We start from the raw sequence: 19,980 nt of genomic DNA on the forward strand, positions 1-19,980 counted from the left end.
AGCGGGCGGCGGCACACCACCCACCGGCCTAGCCGTCCCCGGAATCCGCGAGCCACTCCAGTGCGACGGCCGCCGTCCAGGACTGGTCCATGCTGCCGAGCGGCTCGCCGGTGAAGGGCTCGTAGTATTCCGCGTAGTGGCCTTCCATCAGCTGCGCCAGGGAGGCCTCCCGCAGCCGCCGGTACCGCTCCTCATCGCCGCGCCGCCGCAGGCAGCTGGCAAGGTACCAGTTCATGACGGGCCACACGGGTCCGCGCCAGTACTGCCGGGGCTTCAGCCCTTCATAGGTGGTGGACGTGGAGGCCGGCAGCGGGAAGGCGAGGCGCGGGTCCCCGGTCCAGTCCGGGCCCTCGAAGAGCTCCAGCTGCCGCTCCAGCAGGGGGCCGCCGGCAGTGGAGATGAGCGGTGCAAACCCTGCCATGGTGGGCAGCCCGATCCATTCCCCCGTCAGTACGTCCCGGTCGCGCGCCAGCCCGGTGCGGGGGTCAACGGTGGAATCCACTCCTTCGCGGAACTCCGTGGCCCACTGCCGCAACCGGGATGCCTCTTCCGGCTGGCCGAATTGCTCCGCCAGCACCGCGAGGTCCTCGTTGGCGGCGGCGAAAATGGCGGACATGAAGACGTCCTTGACCTGGAATGCCATGACTTCGGGCAACCGGGCATCGTCGAAACGGACCTCGGCCATTTGCTGGACCAGCCAAAGGTACCGGCTGTATTCCTCATCGCTGGGCCGCTGGCTGGTGTCCGTGACCTTGAGGGTGTCGGTGCGTACGAACGGCTCCATCTCCCCTGGGTGCACCCGGGAATAGGGGCCGTCGAAGCGCGGGGAGTTGTCCATCCCGGATTCCCAGCCGTGATAGATGGTCAGCAGGCCCGAGCCGTCGCCGCCGCGGCTGCTCCGCAACCAGGCGTGCCACCGGATCCAGTGGGGCAGGGTCCGGCGCACGAAGCCGTCCGCAAGCCGGGCGTCTTCGCCGCCCGCCGCCGTCGCGCGTTCCACGATGCGCCGCAGCATGGTGGCATGCACGGGTGGCTGGCAGATGCCGCTTGACTGCACCCCTTCGGGTGAGGCGCCCCGGGTTCCCCAGCGTTCGACGTCGGGAAAGTAGCCGGGGACGTCGGAGAACACGATATGCGGGATCATCCCGCTCTCCCACTGCGCGGCGAGGAGGTAATCGAGTTCCTGCAGCGCCCGGGCCACGCTCACAGTCGACAGGCCGGTGGCCACGAAGGCGGCGTCCCAGCTCCACATGTGGGGGTAGAGGTTGGGCGCGGCGGTAACCATCGTGCCGAGGTCATTGGCGGCGAGGACGTCCCTGGCCCTGCGGCCAAGGTCCTCAAGGTCCGGAACCGGGTAGGCCTCTTCGCGGGCCGGGGTCATGCCGTCAGCCCCAGCTGCGTCTCCGTGTCGAAGAAGCGAAGGGCGGCGGGGTCGAACCGCAGCCCGACCTTGTCCCCCGAGGAAACCCGCACCGTCGACGGGACCTGTACCTTGACTGTCTGCCCGCCCAGGTCCACGGTCAGCAGCGTTGCGTGCCCAAGTGGTTCCACCACCTCCACCACGGCGTCCAGGGAACCTTCGGTGCCGCGTTCGGCAATGGCTATGTTCTCCGCCCGGATGCCCACCATCACCGGGCTCCCGCCGGTGCGGGCCGCCGCCCGCGCCAGGAATTCCGGGGCTTCGGTGTTCTGGCCGGCCACTTCAAGGGCGCCCTGCTGTGTGATCCGGCCGTCCAGGAAGTTCATCGGCGGTGAGCCGATGAACCCGCCCACGAACCGGTCCGCCGGCTCTTCGTAGACCGTAAGGGGGCTGCCCAGCTGGGCGATCTGCCCCTTCTTCATGACGGCGACCCGGTCCGAGAGGCTCATGGCCTCCACCTGGTCGTGGGTGACGTACAGCGTGGTGGACCCCAGCTGCTGGACGATCTTCTTCAGTTCGGCCCTGAAGTCCAGTCGAAGGAGGGCATCGAGGTTGGACAGGGGTTCGTCCATGAGCAGCACGTCGGCATCCATGACGATGGCCCTGGCCACGGCGACGCGCTGCCGCTGCCCGCCCGAAAGCTGCGCCGGGTACCGGTCCAGGTAGGGGCTCAGCTGCAGGAGGTCCGCTGCCCACCTCACTTTCCGCTCTATCTCCTCCCGCGGGACCTTCTTCATCATCAGCCCGAAGGCGATGTTGGTCCGGACCATGCGGTGCGGAAACACGGCATACGACTGGAACACCATGGAAAGGTTCCGGTCCTGCGGAGGCAGGTAGGTCACGTCCCTGCCCCCGATGGAGATGCTGCCTTCATCGGGGAAGTCCAGCCCTGCCACCATCCGAAGGAGCGTGGTCTTCCCGCAGCCCGAAGGCCCCAGCAGCACCATGAACTCGCCCTCGGCCACGTCGAGGGAGACATTGTTCGTGGCCAGCTCCGTGCTGCCCGGGTAGGTCTTGTGCAGGCCCTTGATGGAGATGTCAGCCATGGGACACCCTCTCTTGGAAAGCGGTCAGCGGATGGTGGAGCCCCACATGTTGGTGAGGTAGCGGCGCATGAAGAAGATGAAGACCAGCGCCGGAAGGACCAGCAGGAAGCCGCCGGCGAACCGGTAGGCCAGCGGCGATTCGGCGAGCGAACTGAGGACCTGGGCCGGCAGGGTGCGCTGGTTCAGGGTGAGGATCGAAGCCCCCAGGACCTCGTTCCAGGACATCACGAACGTGAAGATGGACGCTGCGGCGATGCCCGGGACGGCCATGGGCATCACCACTTTGAGGAATGCCTGCAGGGGGCTGCAGCCGAAGATGCGTGCCGCCTCCTCGACGTCCCGTGGAACTCCCAGGAACACCGAGGCGGTGATCAGGATGGTGGTGGGCAGGGCCAGGGCCGTGTGGAGCAGGACGACGGCGAGGACGCTGTCGTACAGTCCGGTCTGCAGGAACAGCTGCGCCAGCGGGACGGACAGCACCACGATGGGCAGGGCCCGGGTGAAGAGCAGGAAAAGCTGGTAGGGATCCCTGCCGCGGAAGGCGAAGCGCGCCACCGCATATCCGGCGGGGACACCGACGATCAGCGACAGCACCAGGGTGAAGACGCCCACCTGGACCGAGTTGATCAAGCCGCCCAGGATGCCGGTGGACTGCAGGAACGTCTGCATTGTCTCGGTGGAAAAGTTGTCCGGAATGAAGCTGAGCGGGAACTTCTGCAGGGACTGCCGGCTGGACATGGCGGCCAGCGCGATGAGGTAGATGGGCAGCGCCATGAACAGGGTGATCAGGATGCACGCCGCCTGCAGCAGGATCCTGTTGCGGCGCCGGCGTGCCAGCGGCCGGCGGTCCACCTCCGGCCCGGGCCGTGCAGCAGGCTCCGTGGCTTGGGACGTTGTTGCGTGGCTCATCGCGGCGCCTCCGACTGGTCGCGGAGAAGTTTCAGGTAGCCCACCGCGGTCACCATGGACACGGCCATGACCACCAGGGCCAGCGCCGACGCCACGTTGGGATCCTGCAGTCCCGTGTACCAGCGGTACGTCTCGCCAACCACCAGCGGGAAGTTCTGGCCGGTGAGGGCCAGCGCAACGGCGAAGGTCTGGAAAGCAAGGATGGTGCGCAGGATCAGGGCGGTCTGGAGGCTGGGACGCAGCAGCGGCAGGGTCACATGCCAGAGCCGGCTCCAGAAGTTGGCGCCAAAAACGCCCGCTGCCTCCTCATAATCCTTCGGGATGGACTGGAGCCCCGCCACCACGATCACGAATACCAGCGAGGTGGCACGCCAGACCTCCGCGATCAGCACGGCGCCGAACATTGACGGGTAGTTGTCGTAGGCGAGCCAGGAAACCGGGTCCAGCCCGAACGAAGCCAGGAGGGAGTTGAGGTAGCCCCGGTCGGTGAACACCGTCAGCCATACCAGGCCGGCGGCAAGGTCGCTGACTGCCAGGGGGATGGCCCAGATGTAGAAGTAGGCCGAGGATCCCCGCGGCTTGGCCCGGATCAGCAGCGCCATGGCAAGTGCCAGGACGAACTGGATGGGGATCATCACCACGATCAGCAGCAGCGTGTTTCCCACGGAGGACCAGAAGTAGGGGTCCTGCACCATCCGGGAGAAGTTCGCCGTGGTCAGCCCCTCCGGACCGCCGAAGGCCTGGAGGATGCCGCTGACCATGGGCCAGCCGAAGAGGAGCGTCATGAACACGATGGACGGGGCAATCAGCAGCAGTGCCGCGGAGTTTCCACTCCGCCGGGGTGGCCGGCCTTTGGGACGGGCAGGGGGCAGCTGGGGCCTGGCGGCCGCAGGGGCGTCCGGGGCGGCCATCACGCGACCTTACATTGCGCCGCTTTGGGGTCTGGCGGCCAGCAGGGGACGTTGAGGGAGTCCATGATCTTCGCCAGTTCCGCACCCTGGCGGTCCAGGGTGGTTTTGACGTCGGCGTTGTTCAGGCAGATCTCCTGGAAGCAGTTCTTGAACAGCTGGGACACCTGGGGGTCCTTGTCTCCAAGGCCCACCGGCGGCAGGGCCAGCAGCGCATCGGAGGCCTCTTCCTGCGCCTTGACCGCTTTTGCCTCCAGGGCGATGCCGCCGGGGAGGTCGCTGCCGATGTCCGCCTTCACCACCGGGAAGAACGCGTTGGACTTCAAGGTTTCGATCTGCGCCTCCGGCTTGGACAGGGCCTTGATCAGCTGGAACGCCTTGTCCTTTTCCGGGGAGCCCTGCGGGACGGCCATGCCGCCGACAATCAGCAGGTAGCCCTTGCCCTTGGGCCCGGACGGTGCCGGAACCATCTGCCAGTCGTCCGGCTTGTCCTTGACCGCTGTGATCAGGCGTGCCACGTGGTCCCACGCCACCATGACCTCGCCGTTGGCCAGGGGCTCCTGCATGAAGTCGTAGTTGGTGGAGGCCGGGTTGGTGTTGGCCCACAGCTCACGCATATACGTCCATGCAGTAACCGCATCCGCGTTGCGGAATGTGGTGACCTGCCCGCCGGTGAAGCTGGGCAGGAGGAAACCCTGGTAGAAGCGGTGGTGGAGGCCCTTGGGCCCCGCAGGGATACCGAACACAGGCCGGCCGTTGGCGGCTTTGGCAGCTTTGGCCCACTCCAGGTACTGGTCGTAGGTGAGCTTGTTAACATCCGCTCCGGAGGGCAGCCAGGCGAGGGCCTTCTTGTTGATGGCCAGCACGTAGGTGGCCTGGATCCAGGGGATGTAGCGGGGAACATCGGTGCCGAGCTTGGCCAGTTCCTTCACGTCGTCCGAGTAGCCCGCGGAGGAGAGGTCATTCATGAGCGAACTGAGGTCCTCCAACTGCGAGGCGAAGGGGACCAGGTCGCCGTGGAGTCCGCCTGCGATGCCCACTTCGACTTTCCCGGCGGAGAGCTGGGACTTGAGGGTGGTGTTGAAAACGCCCGTATCAACAGGGTTGTACGCGACGCTGATGTCGCCGGCGAACTTCTTCAGCGTTGCCTCGTACTTTTGCCGCTCCTCCACCGGGGAGAACTGCGTGGAGAGGAAGCTGACCGAGCCGGCTCCCCCGCTCCCGCTGGTGTTCACGCCGCAGGCTGCAAGCAGGGGTCCCGCGGCCAGGGCAGTGAGGCCTCCCTTCAGCACGGCCCGCCGGGTGACGCCGTCAAACGCAAGATCGGACATGGTGCCTCCTGCTGGCAAGGGCTGTAATGTTTTTGTCTGATGATCGATCATAATTGTGTGATCTGGAACACGTCAATGATCCGGCTCCGCAGCGGACCGCCTGAAGCCGGAAGGGAGCCGCCCGCATGACCGAGCAGAGAACACTGGTGGGCGGCTCAGGCCAGCCCCCTGCAGGTCTCGCGACCAGGGCCGGCGACCTGCTCCAGTTGCTGCGGTCCAACGCGGCAGGCTACAGCCGCGCGGACCTCCTCGAGTTCACCGGCATGGCGCGGTCCACCCTCTATGAGCGGCTGGACGCGCTTTTCGCCGCAGGCCTCGTCTACGAATCCACCCCGCTGCGCTCGCAGCGGGGCAGGCCGCCCCGGGCCCTGCGCTTCGACGACCGCAACAAGCTGGTGGTGTGCATCGAAATCGGGCACACCCATGCCGGCATCCATCTGCTGTCGCTCGGCCGGGAGATCGTTGCCGCCGCCCGGGTGTCCGTGGACATCAGGGAATCCCAGGAGGCCGTGGCCGGCCAGGCCATCGAGGTGGCCCTTCGCCTGCTCGACGGCCGGCAGGCGGTAGGAGCCGGGGTGGGCCTGCCCGCGCCCGTGGACCCCCTGCACCGCCTGGGACTTGAGCGCACCGTCCTGGCCCACTGGGACCTGCAGCGCCTTCAGGAAGCCATGGAAGCGATGCTCGACTGCCCTGTCCTGCTGGAGAATGATGCGCGCTCCATGGCCGTCGGGGAGGTCCGGAACCCCCTTGAATCCCTCGTTGCCGTGAAGGTCAGCACCGGCATCGGTTCCGGAATCATCGTCCGGGGTGCCCTGGTCCGGGGCGCCCACGGCGCCGCAGGGGATATCGGCCATGTCCGCATTCCGGAAGCGTCCGGGCACCGCTGCCGCTGCGGCAGGGACGGCTGCCTCGCAGCAGTGGCATCAGGGCGGGCACTGCTGGCAGCCCCGCAGCTGGCGAAATACCGGACGCTGCGGCAACTCGTTGACGCCTGCGGCAGCGATCCGGCCGTTGGTGCCGCCGTCACGGAAGCTGGACGGCTGCTGGGCCGTGCGCTGGCGGCCACGGTGAGCACCCTCAACCCTGGACGGCTGGCCGTTGGCGGCCTCGTGGGCGTGCTGCCGGACTTCCTTGCCGCGTGCCGGCGGCAAATCCTGGACGACGCCTTCGAACCGTCCCTGGTGGACCTTGAAATCGTCCCGGCGGACAGCCGGACAGCCACTGCTGTTGGGCTCTGCCGGCTCGTGGAGGAGAGCCTGTACGCGCCCGAGCGGATTGAACAGTTGCTGTCGCAGCGAACCGCCTAATGCGCCCGCTGGAGTCCCTGGTGACCTTGGGCACCACCGGTGGCCGCCCGCCGTCGTGCGTTGCTACGCTGGAATCCAAGGCTCCGCACCCGAGCCTCCGGACGACGGTTCAGTACCCGGCACGCGACAAGACTGGCCAAAGGAACTCGTCATGCCGTGGATCATCCTCCTTCTCTCCGGAGCGCTGGAAGCCGTCTGGGCTGCAGCGCTGCACCGGACCGCCCGGGTTACGGGCCGCCGCCGGCTCGCGCCCGCAGCCCTGTTCCTCGTGGCGGTCGCCGCCAGCACCGGCGGCCTCGCCTTCGCCATGCGGACTATTCCCACCGGGACCGCCTACGCGGTGTGGGTGGGGGTCGGCGTGGTCCTGACCTCCGCCTACGCGATGGCTTCCAGGGTGGAACGCCCGACGGCGGCGCGGCTGCTGTTGCTGTCCGGCATCGCCGCGTGCGTGGTTGGCCTGAAGGTGGTGGCGTGATGCGTGCAGTTTCCTGGCTGGTGCTCCTGGCCTCGGCCGTCCTCGAGGCAGTCTGGGCCACCGCCCTTGGCCTGTCAGACGGCTTAACCCGACCCCTGCCCACCGTGGTGTTTGCCGTCACCGCAGCGCTGAGCATGCTGGGCCTGGGCCTGGCCATCCGCAGCATTCCCCTGGGCACGGCGTACGCCGTGTGGGTGGGCATCGGCGCCGCGCTGACCGTGGGATGGGCCATGGCCACCGGAACCGAGCCTTTCAGCGTGGTCAAGCTGCTGTTCATCGCCGGAATCGTGGGCTGCGCGGCAGGCCTGAAGGCGCTCCCGGCGGGAAAGGCCGGCCGGGAGCCCCACGCGACAACGGATACGGTCCGGACCGGCGCACACTAGGCTTTTGCCATGGACTCCCCCGAGATCACCCAGGCGATGGCCGCGCTCCGGAGCAGGGTCATGCCCGGGACCCGCACCATCCTGGGCATCGCCGGCGCCCCCGGGTCCGGCAAGTCCACCTTCGCGGCCTGGATCCAGCAGCAGTTCACCCCGGGAACTTCCGTGGTGGTCCCGATGGACGGCTTCCACCTGGGCAATGCGGTCATCGAGGGCACCCCGCTGCGGCAACGCAAAGGCGCCATCGACACGTTCGACGGCGGCGGCTACCTTTCGCTGCTGCGGCGGCTGGCCGCGCGGGACGAGGCGGTGGTGTACGCCCCGGAGTTCCGGCGCACCCTGGACGAACCGGTGGCCGCCTCCATCGCTGTCCCGGCTGACGTGCCGCTGGTGATCACGGAGGGCAACTACCTGCTGGCGGACCAGGAGCCCTGGAAAGAGGTGCGGGCGCAGCTGGACGAAGTCTGGTTCCTCGAAACGCCGCCCGAACTCCGCCTGAAGCGGCTGGTGGACCGCCACGTATCCTTCGGAATGGACCGGGAGGCAGCCCAGGCCTGGGCCACCGGCCCCGACGAAGCCAACGCCGTACTGATCCAGGCCACGCGCCCGGGCGCGGACCGCGTCATCCCCTGGCGATAGACCATCTTTTGCAGGAGCAGGAAACGAACAGGAGCACCTATGGCAAACGCACCAACTGACCACGGCCACACTGTCCATCTCGGTGACGGGCTGGCAGTCAGCCCCCTGGGCTTCGGCGGCATGGCCCTCACCCCTGTCTACGGCGAGGTGGACCCCGCGGAGGCGCTCCGGACACTGCATCACGCCGTCGACGCCGGCGTCAGCTTCATCGACACCGCGGACATCTACGGCGGGGGCAGCAACGAGGAACTGATCTCCCAGCTCCTCAAGCAGCGCCGCGGCGAGGTCCAGCTGGCCACCAAGTTCGCGCTGGTGGGCACGCCAACGGACGGCTACACGGACATCCGCGGCGACGCCGCCTACGTCCGGGAGGCGGTGGACCGGAGCCTGCAGCGGCTGGGCACCGACGTGATCGATCTGTACTACATGCACCGCCGCGACGTCCGGGTCCCCATCGAGGAGACCGTGGGGGCCATGGCGGAGCTGGTGCAGCAGGGCAAGGTCAAGCACCTGGGCCTGTCCGAAGTGACCGCCCGGGAGCTTCAGGACGCGGCAGCGGTCCACCCGATCGCCGCGGTCCAGAGCGAATGGTCCATCTGGAGCCGGGACGTGGAACGCAACGTAGTTCCCGCGGCCAAGAGCCTCGGCGTGGGATTTGTCCCGTACTCCCCCCTGGGCCGCGGCTTCCTCACCGGCACCGTTGACACCGCGAGCCTGGGCGAGAAGGACTTCCGGCGGAATATCCCCCGCTTCGCCCCCGATGCCGCCAGCGCCAACCAGGCGGTGGTGGACGCCATCAAATCCGTGTCGGACCAGCTGCAGGCGACGCCCGCGCAGGTGGCCCTGGCGTGGCTGCTGGCCCAGGGCAGGCGGCTCGGCCTGCCGGTCGTCCCCATCCCCGGCACGCGCAAAGCGTCCCGGATCGACGAAAACCTGGGTGCCCTGGCTTTGCACCTGACCCCGGCGCACCTGGAGGCGCTCGACGCAGCCTCGGACGCCGTCGTCGGCTCCCGCTCCGCCGACCCCAGCTGGGTGTCGCAGGGACGGGAATAAGCCTTCTGTCCAAGACCCCACCCCTCAACAACGCCAAGGAGAGCCCCATGCCTGCCATCGTCCACTTCGAAGTCCAGATCGACCCCGCCCGCTGCGACGACGCGGCCAAGTACCTGTCCGAAACCCTCGCCGCCACCCGTGCCTGGCCCGGCAACCAGGGCATCGAAGCGCTCGTTGACGACGCCGATCCCTGCCACATCCTGGTGGTGGAAACCTGGGCCACCGCGCAGGACCACGACGACTATGCCGCCTGGCGCAAGACCCCGGAGGGGCAGAACAGGCTGCGCGACATCCTGGCCGAACCGCCGTCCAAGCAGGTGTACTCCACCACCATGCCCCTCGACCTGCAGCCGTCCCAGGGCTAGGCCATGGACTCACTTCTCTACGACCTGCCGGCCATCACCATCCGCAGCATTTCCGTCAGCGAAATGGACAACAACGTGTACCTGCTGACGGCCAAGGAGAGCGGCGCCCAGCTGCTGATCGACGCCGCCGACGACCTGCCAGCCATCAAGCAGTTGCTCACGGACGGGGCTGGCGACACCGGCGCCCAGGCGCACCTCGCCGTGATCGCCACCACCCACCAGCACTGGGACCACGTGCGGGCCCTGAAGGAACTGGTGGCGGCAACCGGGGCGCAGACCGCTGCCGGAGCGGACGACGCCGATGCGCTGCCGGTCCCGGTGGACGCGCGGCTTGGGCACGGGGAGAAGGTAGCCGTGGACGGCTTTGAGCTCACTGCGGTCCACCTGCGCGGCCACACACCGGGCTCGATCGCGTTCGTATACCAGGACGCGGACGGGCCTGCGCACATTTTCTCCGGAGACTCGCTGTTCCCGGGCGGGGTGGGCAACACCCAGAAGGACCCGGAGCGGTTCGCCCAGCTCCTGTCCGACGTGACCGGGCGGCTGTTCGGCACGTACCCGGATACCGCCGTCGTGCATCCCGGGCACGGCAAGCCCACGACGCTGGGTGCCGAGCGGCCGCACCTGGAGGAGTGGCGTGCCCGCGGCTGGTAGCAGCTGAAAGCACAAAAAGGCGGGCTCAACCGTGTGGTTGAGCCCGCCTTTTTAGTGGCTAGCGGCCGCGGCGCTCGTTTGACGCCGGGGCGGATGCGCGGCGGGGGCCGCTGCGCGCGGGACGGCCGGAGCCGTTGCCAGAACCGCCGCTGCCCGAGCCGTAGGAGCCACCCGAGGTTCCGCCGGTGTTGGAGGACCAGACAGCCTTCGAACCGCCGGTGGCACCTGCAGCTGCACGCTGCCCGGTGGCCGGGCGGCCGCTGCGCTGGCCACTGCCTGAGGCGGGGCGGCCGCTCGACGCCGGGCGGCCGGTTCCGCCGCGGGGGGCGGCGCTGCGGGTGATGCGGGAGTCGCCGCGACCCTCTGCTGCACGTCCGTCCGATCCGCGGCCAGCCGATGAGCGGCCACCTGCCGCGGGGACGTCGTTCCGGTGGGTGCCGGCGGCGGTTCCCCGGCCGCGGGCGTTGCGGCGGGCAGCAGCTGCTGCCACAGCACGGTCCTCGTTCTGCTCCGCATTGCGGTCGAATGCTGCCCGGGCTTCCGTGCGGCCCTCGAAGGCGACAGCCCGGCGCTCGGCGCGGGGGACATCGGTGCGGGCGGGTTCGGCCGAAACCTTGCCGCGTCCGCCACGTCCACCACGACCTCCGGCTGACGGTGCAGCCTGGCGGCGTGCACGCTTGCGCTCGGCGTTGGCACCGGTGGAGGTGCCGCCGCCCTGCTTGGGGCCCTTGGCGGCCAGCAGCGCGGCGCGGGTGCGGGGGTCGACCTTTTCGGCAATGTCACCGACGAGTTCGGCCACGATGGGCGAGCTGGCCGTGACGCGTTCGAAGCTGACGTCAACACCGGCGGCCTTCATGAGCTTCTTGACGTCGGTCTGCTGCTCCGGCAGGGTCAGCGTGACCACGGTGCCGTCGGAGCCGGCACGCGCGGTGCGGCCGGAACGGTGCAGGTAGGCCTTGTGCTCGGTGGGCGGATCCACGTGGATGACCAGCTCGACGTCGTCAACGTGCACACCGCGGGCGGCGACGTCGGTGGCCACCAGGACGCGGACGTCGCCGTTGGAGAACTCGGCGAGGTTGCGGTCGCGGGCGTTCTGCGACAGGTTGCCGTGCAGGTCAACGGCGGGGATGCCGGCGTCGGTGAGGGTCTTGGCCAGCTTGCGGGCGTGGTGCTTGGTCCGCATGAAGAGGACGCGGCGGCCGGCACCGGAGGCGAGCTCCACGATCAGCTGCTTCTTGACGGTCTGGTCGTTCACCACGAGCACGTGGTGTTCCATGGTGGTCACCGCGGCCTGCGGGTCATCCACGGAGTGCGTCAACGGGTTGGACAGGTAGCGCTGGACGATCTTGTCCACGCCGTTGTCCAGGGTGGCGGAGAAGAGCAGGCGCTGGCCCTGGCTGGGGGTCATGTCCATGAGCTTCTTGACCACCGGCAGGAAGCCGAGGTCCGCCATGTGGTCCGCTTCGTCAAGGACCGTGATCTCCACGGCCTCCAGGGTGAGGATGCGCTGGCGGATGAGGTCCTCCAGCCGGCCGGGGCAGGCAATGACAATGTCGACGCCGGCACGCAGCGCCTTTTCCTGCCGCGCCTGGGAGATGCCGCCGTAGATCACGATGGTGTTCAGCCCGGCGGCCTTTGCGAGCGGCTCGATGGTGGCGTTGATCTGCGTGGCCAGTTCACGGGTGGGTGCCAGGACCAGGCCCATGGGGCGGCCGGGCTTGCGGAAGTACTTGGCTTCCCGCTCAGCGAGTCTTGCTACAAGCGGGATAGCGAAAGCAATGGTTTTGCCGGATCCGGTCCGGCCGCGGCCCAGGACGTCACGACCGGAGAGCGTGTCCGGAAGGGTCTTCACCTGGATGGGAAACGGTTCAACGATTCCCTGCGCGGAAAGGGTGTCTGCAAGGGCCTTGGGAGTACCGAGGGCAGCAAAAGTAGTCATGTAGTTTTTACGGTCTTTCTGGCGGTATCCGGGCGGATATCGGCCCCCGATGCCGGTTGGACCAGGGGTTTCGCCGAAGAAAAGTCAGGTGGTCAACCGTGCCGCTGCAAATAAGGACAGCCGGCAGGGACCAAATGGAACGCGTTCATCGACGCAGGATGTGCCTCTCACATGAAGAAAGCCCACTCCCTGGAAAGGATCTCCAGATCAGGAGCAGGCGGCATCACTGCACATCAAGTTCCTCCAGTCTAGCATCCCGGCGCCGCTGCCCCCTCCTTCAGCTCCCGGCCGTTGCCTTCGGCAGTGCCGCGGGGCAGGCTGGACGCATGAGCGAAGAAGCGGCGCACCAGCATGCCATGCACGACGACGGCCCCTCACCTGACGGAGGAAATGGCGGCATCAGCGCCGCTTCCGCCTGGGACGAGCGGTACCGCACCAAGCCCCGGCTGTGGAGCGGCAAACCAAACCCGCAGCTGGTGCGGGAGGCGGGCGGCCTGAGGCCGGGCAAGGCGCTGGAACTTGGCTGCGGCGAAGGTGCGGACGCGATCTGGCTGGCGCAGCAGGGCTGGACGGTCACCGCCGTCGACGTTTCCGCGGTGGCGCTGGACCGGGCCCGGTCCCATGAGCTGGCCGAGCTGGCGCGCGAGAGCGTGCTGGCGTCGGAGGACAATATCGAAAGCCGGATCTCCTGGCAGCAGGCCGACCTGGAGCAGTGGCGGCCGGAGGGAACCTACGAGCTGGTGACCTCCCAGTTCCTGCACTCGCAGGAGCTCGACTGGCGGATTCCGCTGCGGACCGCGGCGGCGGCGGTCAAGCCCGGCGGCACCCTGCTGGTGGTGGGCCACCATCCGGACCGGTTGCCGCCGTGGGGCGCCGGGCACATGCACGGGGACATGTTCTATACCGGCGATGACCTGGTGCGGGAGCTGGGGCTGGGCGGCCCCGAATGGCAGCTGGAAGTCCTCACCACCCGTGAACGGCCCGTGACGGGTCCCGAAGGGCAGGAGGCCACCATCGCCGACGTCGTGCTGCGGGCCACGCGTCTTCCCTAGCTGCGGGTGGTGACCCGCGGCGCGACCAGCACCGCGGCGGCGCCTATCACCGCGGTAAGCCCGAAGACGCCCGCGAAGGACTGGACCGACGTCGTAAATGCCGCGAAGACGATGCCGGTGGCGGCCAGTGAAAGCGCCCCGCCCAGGGAGTCGGAGATGGACATCGCGGAGCTGTTGAAGCCTTCGTCCTCCTTGCTGGAGAGGGCCAGCGTCATCACGCTCAGGCGCGGGTAGAGCAGGCCCATCCCGCCGCCGGCGAGGGCCCAGCCGGCGATCGCCAGTGCGGCCGGCCAGTGCAGCGCCGTGGTGGCCAGGGCCAGCAGGACGGCGGCCAGGACCATCACGGATCCGGTCCGCACTGCAGACTGGTGCGGCAGCCTGGTGCCCAGCCGCCCCTGCACCGCGGCGGCGCCGGCCCAGGCCAGTGCCCCGCCCGTGAGGGTCAGGCCTGCCAGGGACGGCGGAAAGGCGTACTGGTCGATCAGCAGGTAGGGCAGGTAGACCTCGGCACCGAAGAAGGACGCCGACGCAAGCCCGCGGGCCAGGATCACGCTCGGCAGGCCGCGCCGGGCCGCGAGGGTCCCTGCGGGCACGAGCGGGCGGACCGCCAGCAGGGCCAGGACGACGGCGGCGACAGCCAGGACGGCGGTGGCGGCCGGGACCGCCGGAACGCGCACCTCGGCCGAGAGGTTCAGTCCCAGGACGGCGAGCGCTGCCAGGACGGCCCAGCCGAGCCGGTCCAGGGCCCACGGGACGGCGGGTGCGCTGGCCCGCTCCATCCCGCGCAGCAGCGGCACAATCATGGCCAGGGCGGGGACCACCAGCCCCACGACGCCCAGGAAAACCCAGTGCCAGCTGAAGACCTGCGCCACCAGGCCGGCGGCGAATGGCCCCACCAGCGACGGGACCACCCAGGCGGCCGAGAAGGCGGCGAAGATCCTGGGATGCAGCGGCCCCGGGTAGAAGCGCGCCACCAGAACGTACAGCGCCACGGTGAGGGCGCCGCCGCCAAGCCCCTGCACCAGCCGGCCGGCGACGAGCACCGGCATGGACACGGCGGTGCCGGCGATCAGCAGGCCCAGCGCGAAGAGGCCCACCGAGACGTACAGCGGTTTGGCCGGCCCTCGACGGTCGGACCAGTTGCCGGCCCCCACCATTCCGATCACGCCGGTGGCCAGCGGCCCCGCGAAGGCAAGCGCGTAGAGGCTCCCGCCGTTCAACTCCCGGCTGACCAGCGGCATGATGGTGGTAACGGCGAGGGATTCAAAGGCAGCCAGGAACACCAGGGCGCAGGTACCAACGGTCACCCAGAGGTACGGCGCCCGGAAGATCCCTGCGGCGGGATGGGTGGCTGGAAGGGTGGAGTCCCGCACTCCGGCTCCTAGTCCACGTACCGGGCGCGGCCGGAGCGGTAGCCGAACACGGCGGCCAGCAGGCCCACCACCGTGAACAGGATTCCGGCCGGCACGAACGATCCGGTGGCCTGGTGCAGTTGCCCCACCATCAAGGTCCCCGCGGAGCCCACTCCGTAGCCCACGCCCTGCATCATGCCCGAGAGGTGCGCGGCCGTGTGGCCGTCACGCGTGCGCAGCATGATCAGTGTCAGGGCGGCGGCAGTGAGGCTTCCCTGGCCCAGTCCCAGCAGCCCGGCCCACACCCACACCAGGTCCAGGGGTCCCAGGATGCTCAGCACGAAACCGCTGCCGGTCATCAGGGCCACCACGGTGTTGATGGCCCGCTGGTCCCGGAACCTGGCCGCCAGCGCCGGCGCGAACAGTGAGCCCAGCATCTGCAGCACGATGCAGACGGCCACGATGAGCCCGGCCGTCGCACCGTCCACGCCGCGTTCGCGCAGGATCGGCGCCAGCCACGCGAAACCGCTGAACGACATCATGGCCTGCAGCACCATGAAGATGGTCACCTGCCAGGCCACGGACGACCGCCACACATTCACGCCGTCCCTGACCGCCTGGTGCCGGATGCTTCCCTGGCGTACAGCCACGGGCAGGAAAAGGAGAAGCACGACGCCGGCAGGAACCGCCCACATCCACAGCGCTGCCGTCCACTCCCCCGTCGCCGTGTAGACCGGGTAGGTGAAGCCGGCACCCAGCGCGGCGGACGCACAGATGGCAGTCGTGTACAGCCCGCCCATCAGGCCGAGCCGGTGGGGGAAGTCGCGCTTCACCAGGCCCGGGAGGAGGACGTTGCACAGGGCGATGGCGGCACCGCAGGCTGCCGTGCCCGCGAGGAGCGCAGGCAGGTGCCCGGCACCTCCGCCCATCGCTGCCCCGAAGTCCACCGGACGCAGCAGCAGTCCAGATGTCAGCAATGCCATGGCGCCCAGCAGCACCCGCTCTGCGCCGAACCGGCGGGCCAGGACCGGGGCCAGCGGGGCGAACACGCCCAGGAGCGTCACTGGCACGGTAGTCAGCACCACCACGGACCAGCCCGGCAGCCCGGCCTGGGAGGCCACCTCCGGCAGGACAGCGGAGAAACTGGAAAAGACGCTGCGCAGGTTCAGCCCGATCAGGACCAGGCACACGCCCAGGTAAGTGAGGGCCCGCCGGCTGCCGACGCGGGTGGGTCCAGCGGGGGGAAGCTCATCAATTTCGGCATCCACCAGCGTGCTGGGATCCACCAGGCTGCTGCCCGTCCGGGCCCGGCCCTGGCCGTCTTCGAAGACAGCCCCCCGCCGTTGGTTCCCTGGCCCGGCATTCGTTGCGTCCATCATCCCCACATTCTCGCAGGCGAGCGCAGGCGGGGTTTTCCACATACGGCAGGACGTACCTTCTGGTGCCTGGCCACGCTCCCTACGTTGGAACCAGCCGCGGTTGCCCGGACCGCCGCACCGATCGAAGGAGCGCCATGGAAACCACCCCGCCGCAGGAACCCCGCCCCGCACCCCTGGGGGACTTTCGGGAGGCGCCCGGGCAGCAGCAGGAGGGTGCGCCCGCGAACAAGGGACCAACCAGCCTGGTCCTGGCGATCCTTGCCCCGTTAAGCATGTTCCTCACCGGGCCGTTCGCGGGGCTGGCTATGCTGCTGACCCACGGGGACGATGGGTACTCCCGGACACCATGGGTGGCTCCCCTCGTGCTGTTCAGCCTCCCCCTCCTCTTTGGCACGCTCGCCCTCCGGCTGGCCTTGCCCGCCTTGAAAGGATCACCGCGGAACTCCGGCAACTGGTCCGCCGCGGCAGTTTCCCTGTGCATTTGCGGCCTGGTGTTTGTCCTCGCCTTGGGCCCTGCGCTCAGCCTCACGGGCCTTTTCTAACCCGGCACCGCGCCTCGAACCGACGCACGCCCGAACCTGGCATAACACCGGAGCGGATTAAACAAATATGCACGGATCCCGGCCCGGCTTTTGCTCCGGCCGGCTCGAGCGCCGGCCCCGCTGCCTGCCTGGCCTTCAGCGGCGCTATTCTGGAAAGGATGAGCGAATCCCCGGAAAACCCCCAGCAGCCGCATGTCCCGAGGCCCGTCACGCCCGGGACCCAGGCTTCCTTCGGCACCTACGGCGGGCGGCCGGTCAGCTTCGTGCGCCGCGGCACCCGGCTGCAGGGACGCCGGCAGGCAGCCTGGGCCGAACACGCCGAGCGCTGGGCGGTCGACGTTCCGCGGCACGTGGCCAACACCTCCGTCCACCCCGACTACACATTCGACGCCGCGGCCGAGTTTGGCCGCGAGGCACCGCTCATCGTGGAGATCGGTTCCGGCCTGGGCGACGCCATCTGCCACGCCGCCGAGCAGAACCCCGACACCAACTTCCTGGCCGTCGAGGTGTACACCCCCGGACTGGCCAACACCATCATCAAGATCAACAACCGCGGCCTGGACAACGTGCGGGTTGTCGAGGCCAACGCCCCCGAAGTCCTGGCCACCATGCTGCCGGAGGGCTCGGTCACCGAACTCTGGGTGTTCTTCCCGGACCCCTGGCACAAGTCCCGGCACCACAAGCGCCGCCTCATCCAGCCCGAATTCGTCCAGCTGGCCGCACGCGTGCTGAAGCCGGGCGGACTGTTCCGGATCGCCACGGACTGGTCCAATTACGCCATCCACGTCCGCGATGTCATGACCGGCTCCGCGGAGTTTGAGAACCTGCACACCGGCGAGCGCCGCGGCCCGGAAAGCCCGCTGACCCACGTGTGGCAGTCCGGCGTTGAATCGGTCGTGGGCGGCGCGCCGGTACGCGAGGGCCGTGCACCGGTCAGCACCGGGCATACAGGACCCAACGAAGGGGTGGACGAGACCGGCGGCTGGGCTCCCCGGTTCGAAGGCAGGATCCGGACCAGCTTTGAGGCCAAGGCCCACGAGGCCGGGCGCCTGATCTTCGACCTCTGCTACCGCCGCAGCTGACGTCGCTGCCCTGCCGGGTCGGCCGGTCCCGCTGGGCCGGCGGTCCAGGGGGCCGGCGGTTCAGGGGACGGCCCAGAAGGCTGTTCAGCCGACGCTGATGCCCGCGACGATCTCTTTGAGCATGCCCAGCCGCGGCTCGGCTTCGGCGTCCAGGTATGGCCAGATGACCACCACGCCGATGAAGCGCCCGCTTTCCCACACACCAACGGTGGCCGCCACCTTCGCCGCCCCGTCGCCGTCGTCATATCCCACCACCACGGCGTACGCGGCTTTGCCGGGCAGGTCCAGCTCGCCCTCGGCCAGGAGGGTGCCCGCGCGCTCCTCGAGGTAGAAGCCGGACATCAGGTGCGCCCAGCCGTTGGCCTGCGGCGCATCCTGCACCGAGGTGTCGTCCTTGATGACGGTGACCAGGACACCGCCCAGCAGCCCGTACTGTTCGCTGTTGGGCCCGGCCGTGGAGTCTTCCAGGACCTGCGTGTGCTCGGGGAAATCGGCGGTGAAGCCCAGCGGGGATTCGATGTGCACTGACATTGGTTCAGAGCCTCTCGAGCTTGGTGTCGTTGGGGACTTTATAGTACGTGGACACGTTGGTGGTGGCCTGGTTCTCGGTCTTGACGTCCACCTCGCCGACCTTCACGTCGAACCCGGCCTCATTGGTGGCGGTCACCACGGAATTGACCTGGACGGTGGCGGACCCTGCCTCGTACAGCCTGGCCGCGTCGCGGGCGGCGCCGGCCTCGTTCCCCAGCGCAACATTGCGCAGGTAGCTGTCGATGACCGGCTGGTTCCCGGGCGAGTAGTCGATGTCGATCCTGACCGTGCCCTGGGTCCCGGCCGTAACCGTGGAATCGAACTTGGCGGCCTCGGTCTTCACGCCGGACGTGACGCCCTGGGCCACCGTCCCGTCCATGGACACGGAGACGGAGTCGATGTTGTTGCCCTTGTCCAGGTTGACCTGCAGCCCGCCCTTGCCGGAAGCCTCGAAGACCCGGCCGTCCAGGTTGAGCTTGCCCTGGGCGGAGACCTCGCCGCTGGCGGTGGACGTGCCGTCCGTCAGGTTCCGTTCGTAGGCCAGGTCAAGCTTCGCCCCGCCGGACGCCGTCCCGGCCTCGCCGGAGGCTTCCAGCGAGAAGGTTCCCTTGGCCTTGTCCGTCTGCCCGGTGGAACCGTTGTCGTTCGCGGCATCATTGATGGTGTCCAGGATGTACCCGGGCGGGTTGCCGGCCACGTCCTTGATCTCGCCGATGCTGTCCGGCGGGAGGTCCCGGTACATCTGCTCCCGGGCAGCCATGGCTTCCTCCACGCTGGCGAACTGGTACTCGCGCGAGACCTCTCCGGTGAGGGTAGCCCCCGCCGTGCCGGTGGTGTCGTTGACGCCCAGGCCCATGTTTCCGTAGACCTTCATGGTTGCGGATCCGTCAGCGTTTTCCACCACCTCGGTTCCCACTTCGGCCCCGCCGTGGACCCAGGCCACCCGGGCTTCAATGGACGCTTTGCCGGTCTCGGTATAGACCGGGATGTCTGCCCGGGCCAACTCCTGGAGGTGCTCTTTGGCGAGCCGCTGCGCGGCGGCGGGGATGCCGCCGTCCATCCGCATGAGGCCTTCGGCGAAGGGGCCGTCGCTGCCCTCGCCCTCAATCAGGTACTTCCGGTCCGCGGCCGACAGGCTGTCCCACCATTTGGCCTGCTCCTCGGGGCTGGCATGCAGCATCCGGTCCAGGCCGGTTTCCAGTTCCTTCCGGTGCTCGGCCGCCTCCTGCGCGGCCTCGGCCTTCTCCTGCAGCCACTCCCTGGCCTGGGACGCCAGCGAGGTGAGCCGGTCCCAGGTGCTGCTTGGGGAACTTCCGGAATTGGCGGCGGAGGCCTTTTCCTGCTCGTCGGCGTGCTTCAGGAGGATCTTCGAGTTCTGCCGCAGGCTGGCGACCACCTTGTCCAGGCTGGGCCTGTGGCTCCCGGTCCATTCCTGCCGGAAGAGGTCACCGTCGCGTCCCTTCCACGGTGCCGACTGGATCTGGCTTTGCAGGGAACCTGCACGGCTGCTCAGCAGGGCCGCTGCCTGCTCGGCCGCCTTGGCCAGCGCCCGCAACTGGCTGGTGTCAGCGCCGTAAAAAGTCATGGTGTCCCCCGGAGAAGTGTGCGGTGCGTTT

At 68.7% G+C, this 19,980-nt stretch carries 20 protein-coding genes and 1 riboswitch; of the genes, 10 read left to right on the forward strand and 10 right to left on the reverse strand.

The genetic code is table 11. The features are described from left to right. Window positions 1-28 precede the first annotated feature (28 nt). From K4G53_RS01200 to K4G53_RS01220, 5 genes are read right to left on the reverse strand one after another with little or no spacing between them, the layout of a single operon-like run. Window positions 29-1,381 (reverse strand): glycogen debranching protein, encoded by a 1,353-nt coding sequence (locus K4G53_RS01200; RefSeq protein ID WP_221383664.1) that lies wholly within the window; start codon window positions 1,379-1,381, stop codon window positions 29-31. Then, a complete protein-coding gene (locus K4G53_RS01205) occupies window positions 1,378-2,466 on the reverse strand; it encodes an ABC transporter ATP-binding protein (RefSeq protein ID WP_221383665.1) in 1,089 nt (362 codons plus the stop codon). Before K4G53_RS01205 ends, K4G53_RS01200 begins: the two co-directional genes overlap by 4 nt. A gap of 24 nt (window positions 2,467-2,490) precedes the next feature. Further along, window positions 2,491-3,375 carry a carbohydrate ABC transporter permease gene (locus K4G53_RS01210; RefSeq protein WP_221383666.1) on the reverse strand — a complete coding sequence of 295 codons (885 nt, stop codon included), beginning with the start codon at window positions 3,373-3,375 and terminating at the stop codon, window positions 2,491-2,493. Continuing rightward, window positions 3,372-4,286, reverse strand: coding sequence for a carbohydrate ABC transporter permease (locus K4G53_RS01215; protein WP_221383667.1), 915 nt, complete (start codon window positions 4,284-4,286; stop codon window positions 3,372-3,374). The genes K4G53_RS01210 and K4G53_RS01215 overlap by 4 nt, the downstream gene beginning before the upstream one ends. After that, window positions 4,286-5,614 (reverse strand): ABC transporter substrate-binding protein, encoded by a 1,329-nt coding sequence (locus tag K4G53_RS01220; RefSeq protein WP_221383668.1) that lies wholly within the window; start codon window positions 5,612-5,614, stop codon window positions 4,286-4,288. Before K4G53_RS01220 ends, K4G53_RS01215 begins: the two co-directional genes overlap by 1 nt. 125 nt (window positions 5,615-5,739) lie before the next feature. On the opposite strand from K4G53_RS01220, the gene K4G53_RS01225 reads away from it, so the two are divergent. From K4G53_RS01225 to K4G53_RS01255, 7 genes are all read left to right on the forward strand, one after another. Then, a complete protein-coding gene (locus tag K4G53_RS01225) occupies window positions 5,740-6,921 on the forward strand; it encodes an ROK family protein (protein WP_221383669.1) in 1,182 nt (393 codons plus the stop codon). Between the two features lie 75 nt (window positions 6,922-6,996). Then, a riboswitch (guanidine-III (ykkC-III) riboswitch) is annotated at window positions 6,997-7,062 on the forward strand. Window positions 7,063-7,072: 10 nt separating this feature from the next. Next, on the forward strand, window positions 7,073-7,396 hold the full coding sequence (locus K4G53_RS01230; RefSeq protein WP_221383670.1) for a multidrug efflux SMR transporter: 324 nt from the start codon (window positions 7,073-7,075) through the stop codon (window positions 7,394-7,396). Then, window positions 7,396-7,779, forward strand: coding sequence for a multidrug efflux SMR transporter (locus tag K4G53_RS01235; protein WP_221383742.1), 384 nt, complete (start codon window positions 7,396-7,398; stop codon window positions 7,777-7,779). Before K4G53_RS01230 ends, K4G53_RS01235 begins: the two co-directional genes overlap by 1 nt. 9 nt (window positions 7,780-7,788) lie before the next feature. Further along, the gene (locus tag K4G53_RS01240) at window positions 7,789-8,415 is read left to right on the forward strand and encodes a nucleoside/nucleotide kinase family protein (protein WP_221383671.1); all 627 of its coding nucleotides are present in this window, start codon (window positions 7,789-7,791) and stop codon (window positions 8,413-8,415) included. A gap of 39 nt (window positions 8,416-8,454) precedes the next feature. After that, window positions 8,455-9,468, forward strand: a complete 1,014-nt coding sequence (locus tag K4G53_RS01245; protein WP_221383672.1) for an aldo/keto reductase — start codon at window positions 8,455-8,457, stop codon at window positions 9,466-9,468. Between the two features lie 47 nt (window positions 9,469-9,515). Then, entirely contained in the window at window positions 9,516-9,833 is a 318-nt protein-coding gene (locus K4G53_RS01250) for a putative quinol monooxygenase (protein WP_221383673.1), read from the forward strand. 3 nt (window positions 9,834-9,836) lie between these two features. Then, the gene (locus K4G53_RS01255) at window positions 9,837-10,487 is read left to right on the forward strand and encodes an MBL fold metallo-hydrolase (protein WP_221383674.1); all 651 of its coding nucleotides are present in this window, start codon (window positions 9,837-9,839) and stop codon (window positions 10,485-10,487) included. 58 nt (window positions 10,488-10,545) lie between these two features. On the opposite strand, the gene K4G53_RS01260 is transcribed toward K4G53_RS01255, so the two are convergent. Continuing rightward, a complete protein-coding gene (locus tag K4G53_RS01260; RefSeq protein WP_221383675.1) occupies window positions 10,546-12,426 on the reverse strand; it encodes a DEAD/DEAH box helicase in 1,881 nt (626 codons plus the stop codon). 326 nt (window positions 12,427-12,752) lie between these two features. On the opposite strand from K4G53_RS01260, the gene K4G53_RS01265 reads away from it, so the two are divergent. After that, window positions 12,753-13,478 (forward strand): cyclopropane-fatty-acyl-phospholipid synthase family protein, encoded by a 726-nt coding sequence (locus K4G53_RS01265; protein ID WP_221383676.1) that lies wholly within the window; start codon window positions 12,753-12,755, stop codon window positions 13,476-13,478. Here the strand turns inward: K4G53_RS01265 and K4G53_RS01270 are convergent. Then, on the reverse strand, window positions 13,475-14,851 hold the full coding sequence (locus K4G53_RS01270; RefSeq protein ID WP_221383677.1) for an MFS transporter: 1,377 nt from the start codon (window positions 14,849-14,851) through the stop codon (window positions 13,475-13,477). The two genes, K4G53_RS01265 and K4G53_RS01270, sit on opposite strands and share 4 nt — an antisense overlap. A gap of 8 nt (window positions 14,852-14,859) precedes the next feature. Then, window positions 14,860-16,209, reverse strand: a complete 1,350-nt coding sequence (locus K4G53_RS01275; protein ID WP_260322981.1) for an MFS transporter — start codon at window positions 16,207-16,209, stop codon at window positions 14,860-14,862. Window positions 16,210-16,343: 134 nt separating this feature from the next. Between K4G53_RS01275 and K4G53_RS01280 the strand changes: the two genes are divergently transcribed. Continuing rightward, complete coding sequence (locus tag K4G53_RS01280) at window positions 16,344-16,751, forward strand: hypothetical protein (RefSeq protein ID WP_221383678.1); 408 nt, start codon at window positions 16,344-16,346, stop codon at window positions 16,749-16,751. 158 nt (window positions 16,752-16,909) lie between these two features. Next, the gene (trmB, locus tag K4G53_RS01285) at window positions 16,910-17,833 is read left to right on the forward strand and encodes a tRNA (guanosine(46)-N7)-methyltransferase TrmB (RefSeq protein WP_221383679.1); all 924 of its coding nucleotides are present in this window, start codon (window positions 16,910-16,912) and stop codon (window positions 17,831-17,833) included. 84 nt (window positions 17,834-17,917) lie between these two features. On the opposite strand, the gene K4G53_RS01290 is transcribed toward trmB, so the two are convergent. Both K4G53_RS01290 and K4G53_RS01295 read right to left on the reverse strand, forming a co-directional pair. Beyond that, entirely contained in the window at window positions 17,918-18,364 is a 447-nt protein-coding gene (locus K4G53_RS01290) for a hypothetical protein (protein ID WP_221383680.1), read from the reverse strand. A gap of 4 nt (window positions 18,365-18,368) precedes the next feature. Next, entirely contained in the window at window positions 18,369-19,949 is a 1,581-nt protein-coding gene (locus tag K4G53_RS01295; RefSeq protein ID WP_221383681.1) for a hypothetical protein, read from the reverse strand. Window positions 19,950-19,980: the final 31 nt, after the last annotated feature.

It is taken from the genome of Arthrobacter sp. MAHUQ-56, from assembly GCF_019710585.1.
GTDB lineage: Bacteria > Actinomycetota > Actinomycetes > Actinomycetales > Micrococcaceae > Arthrobacter.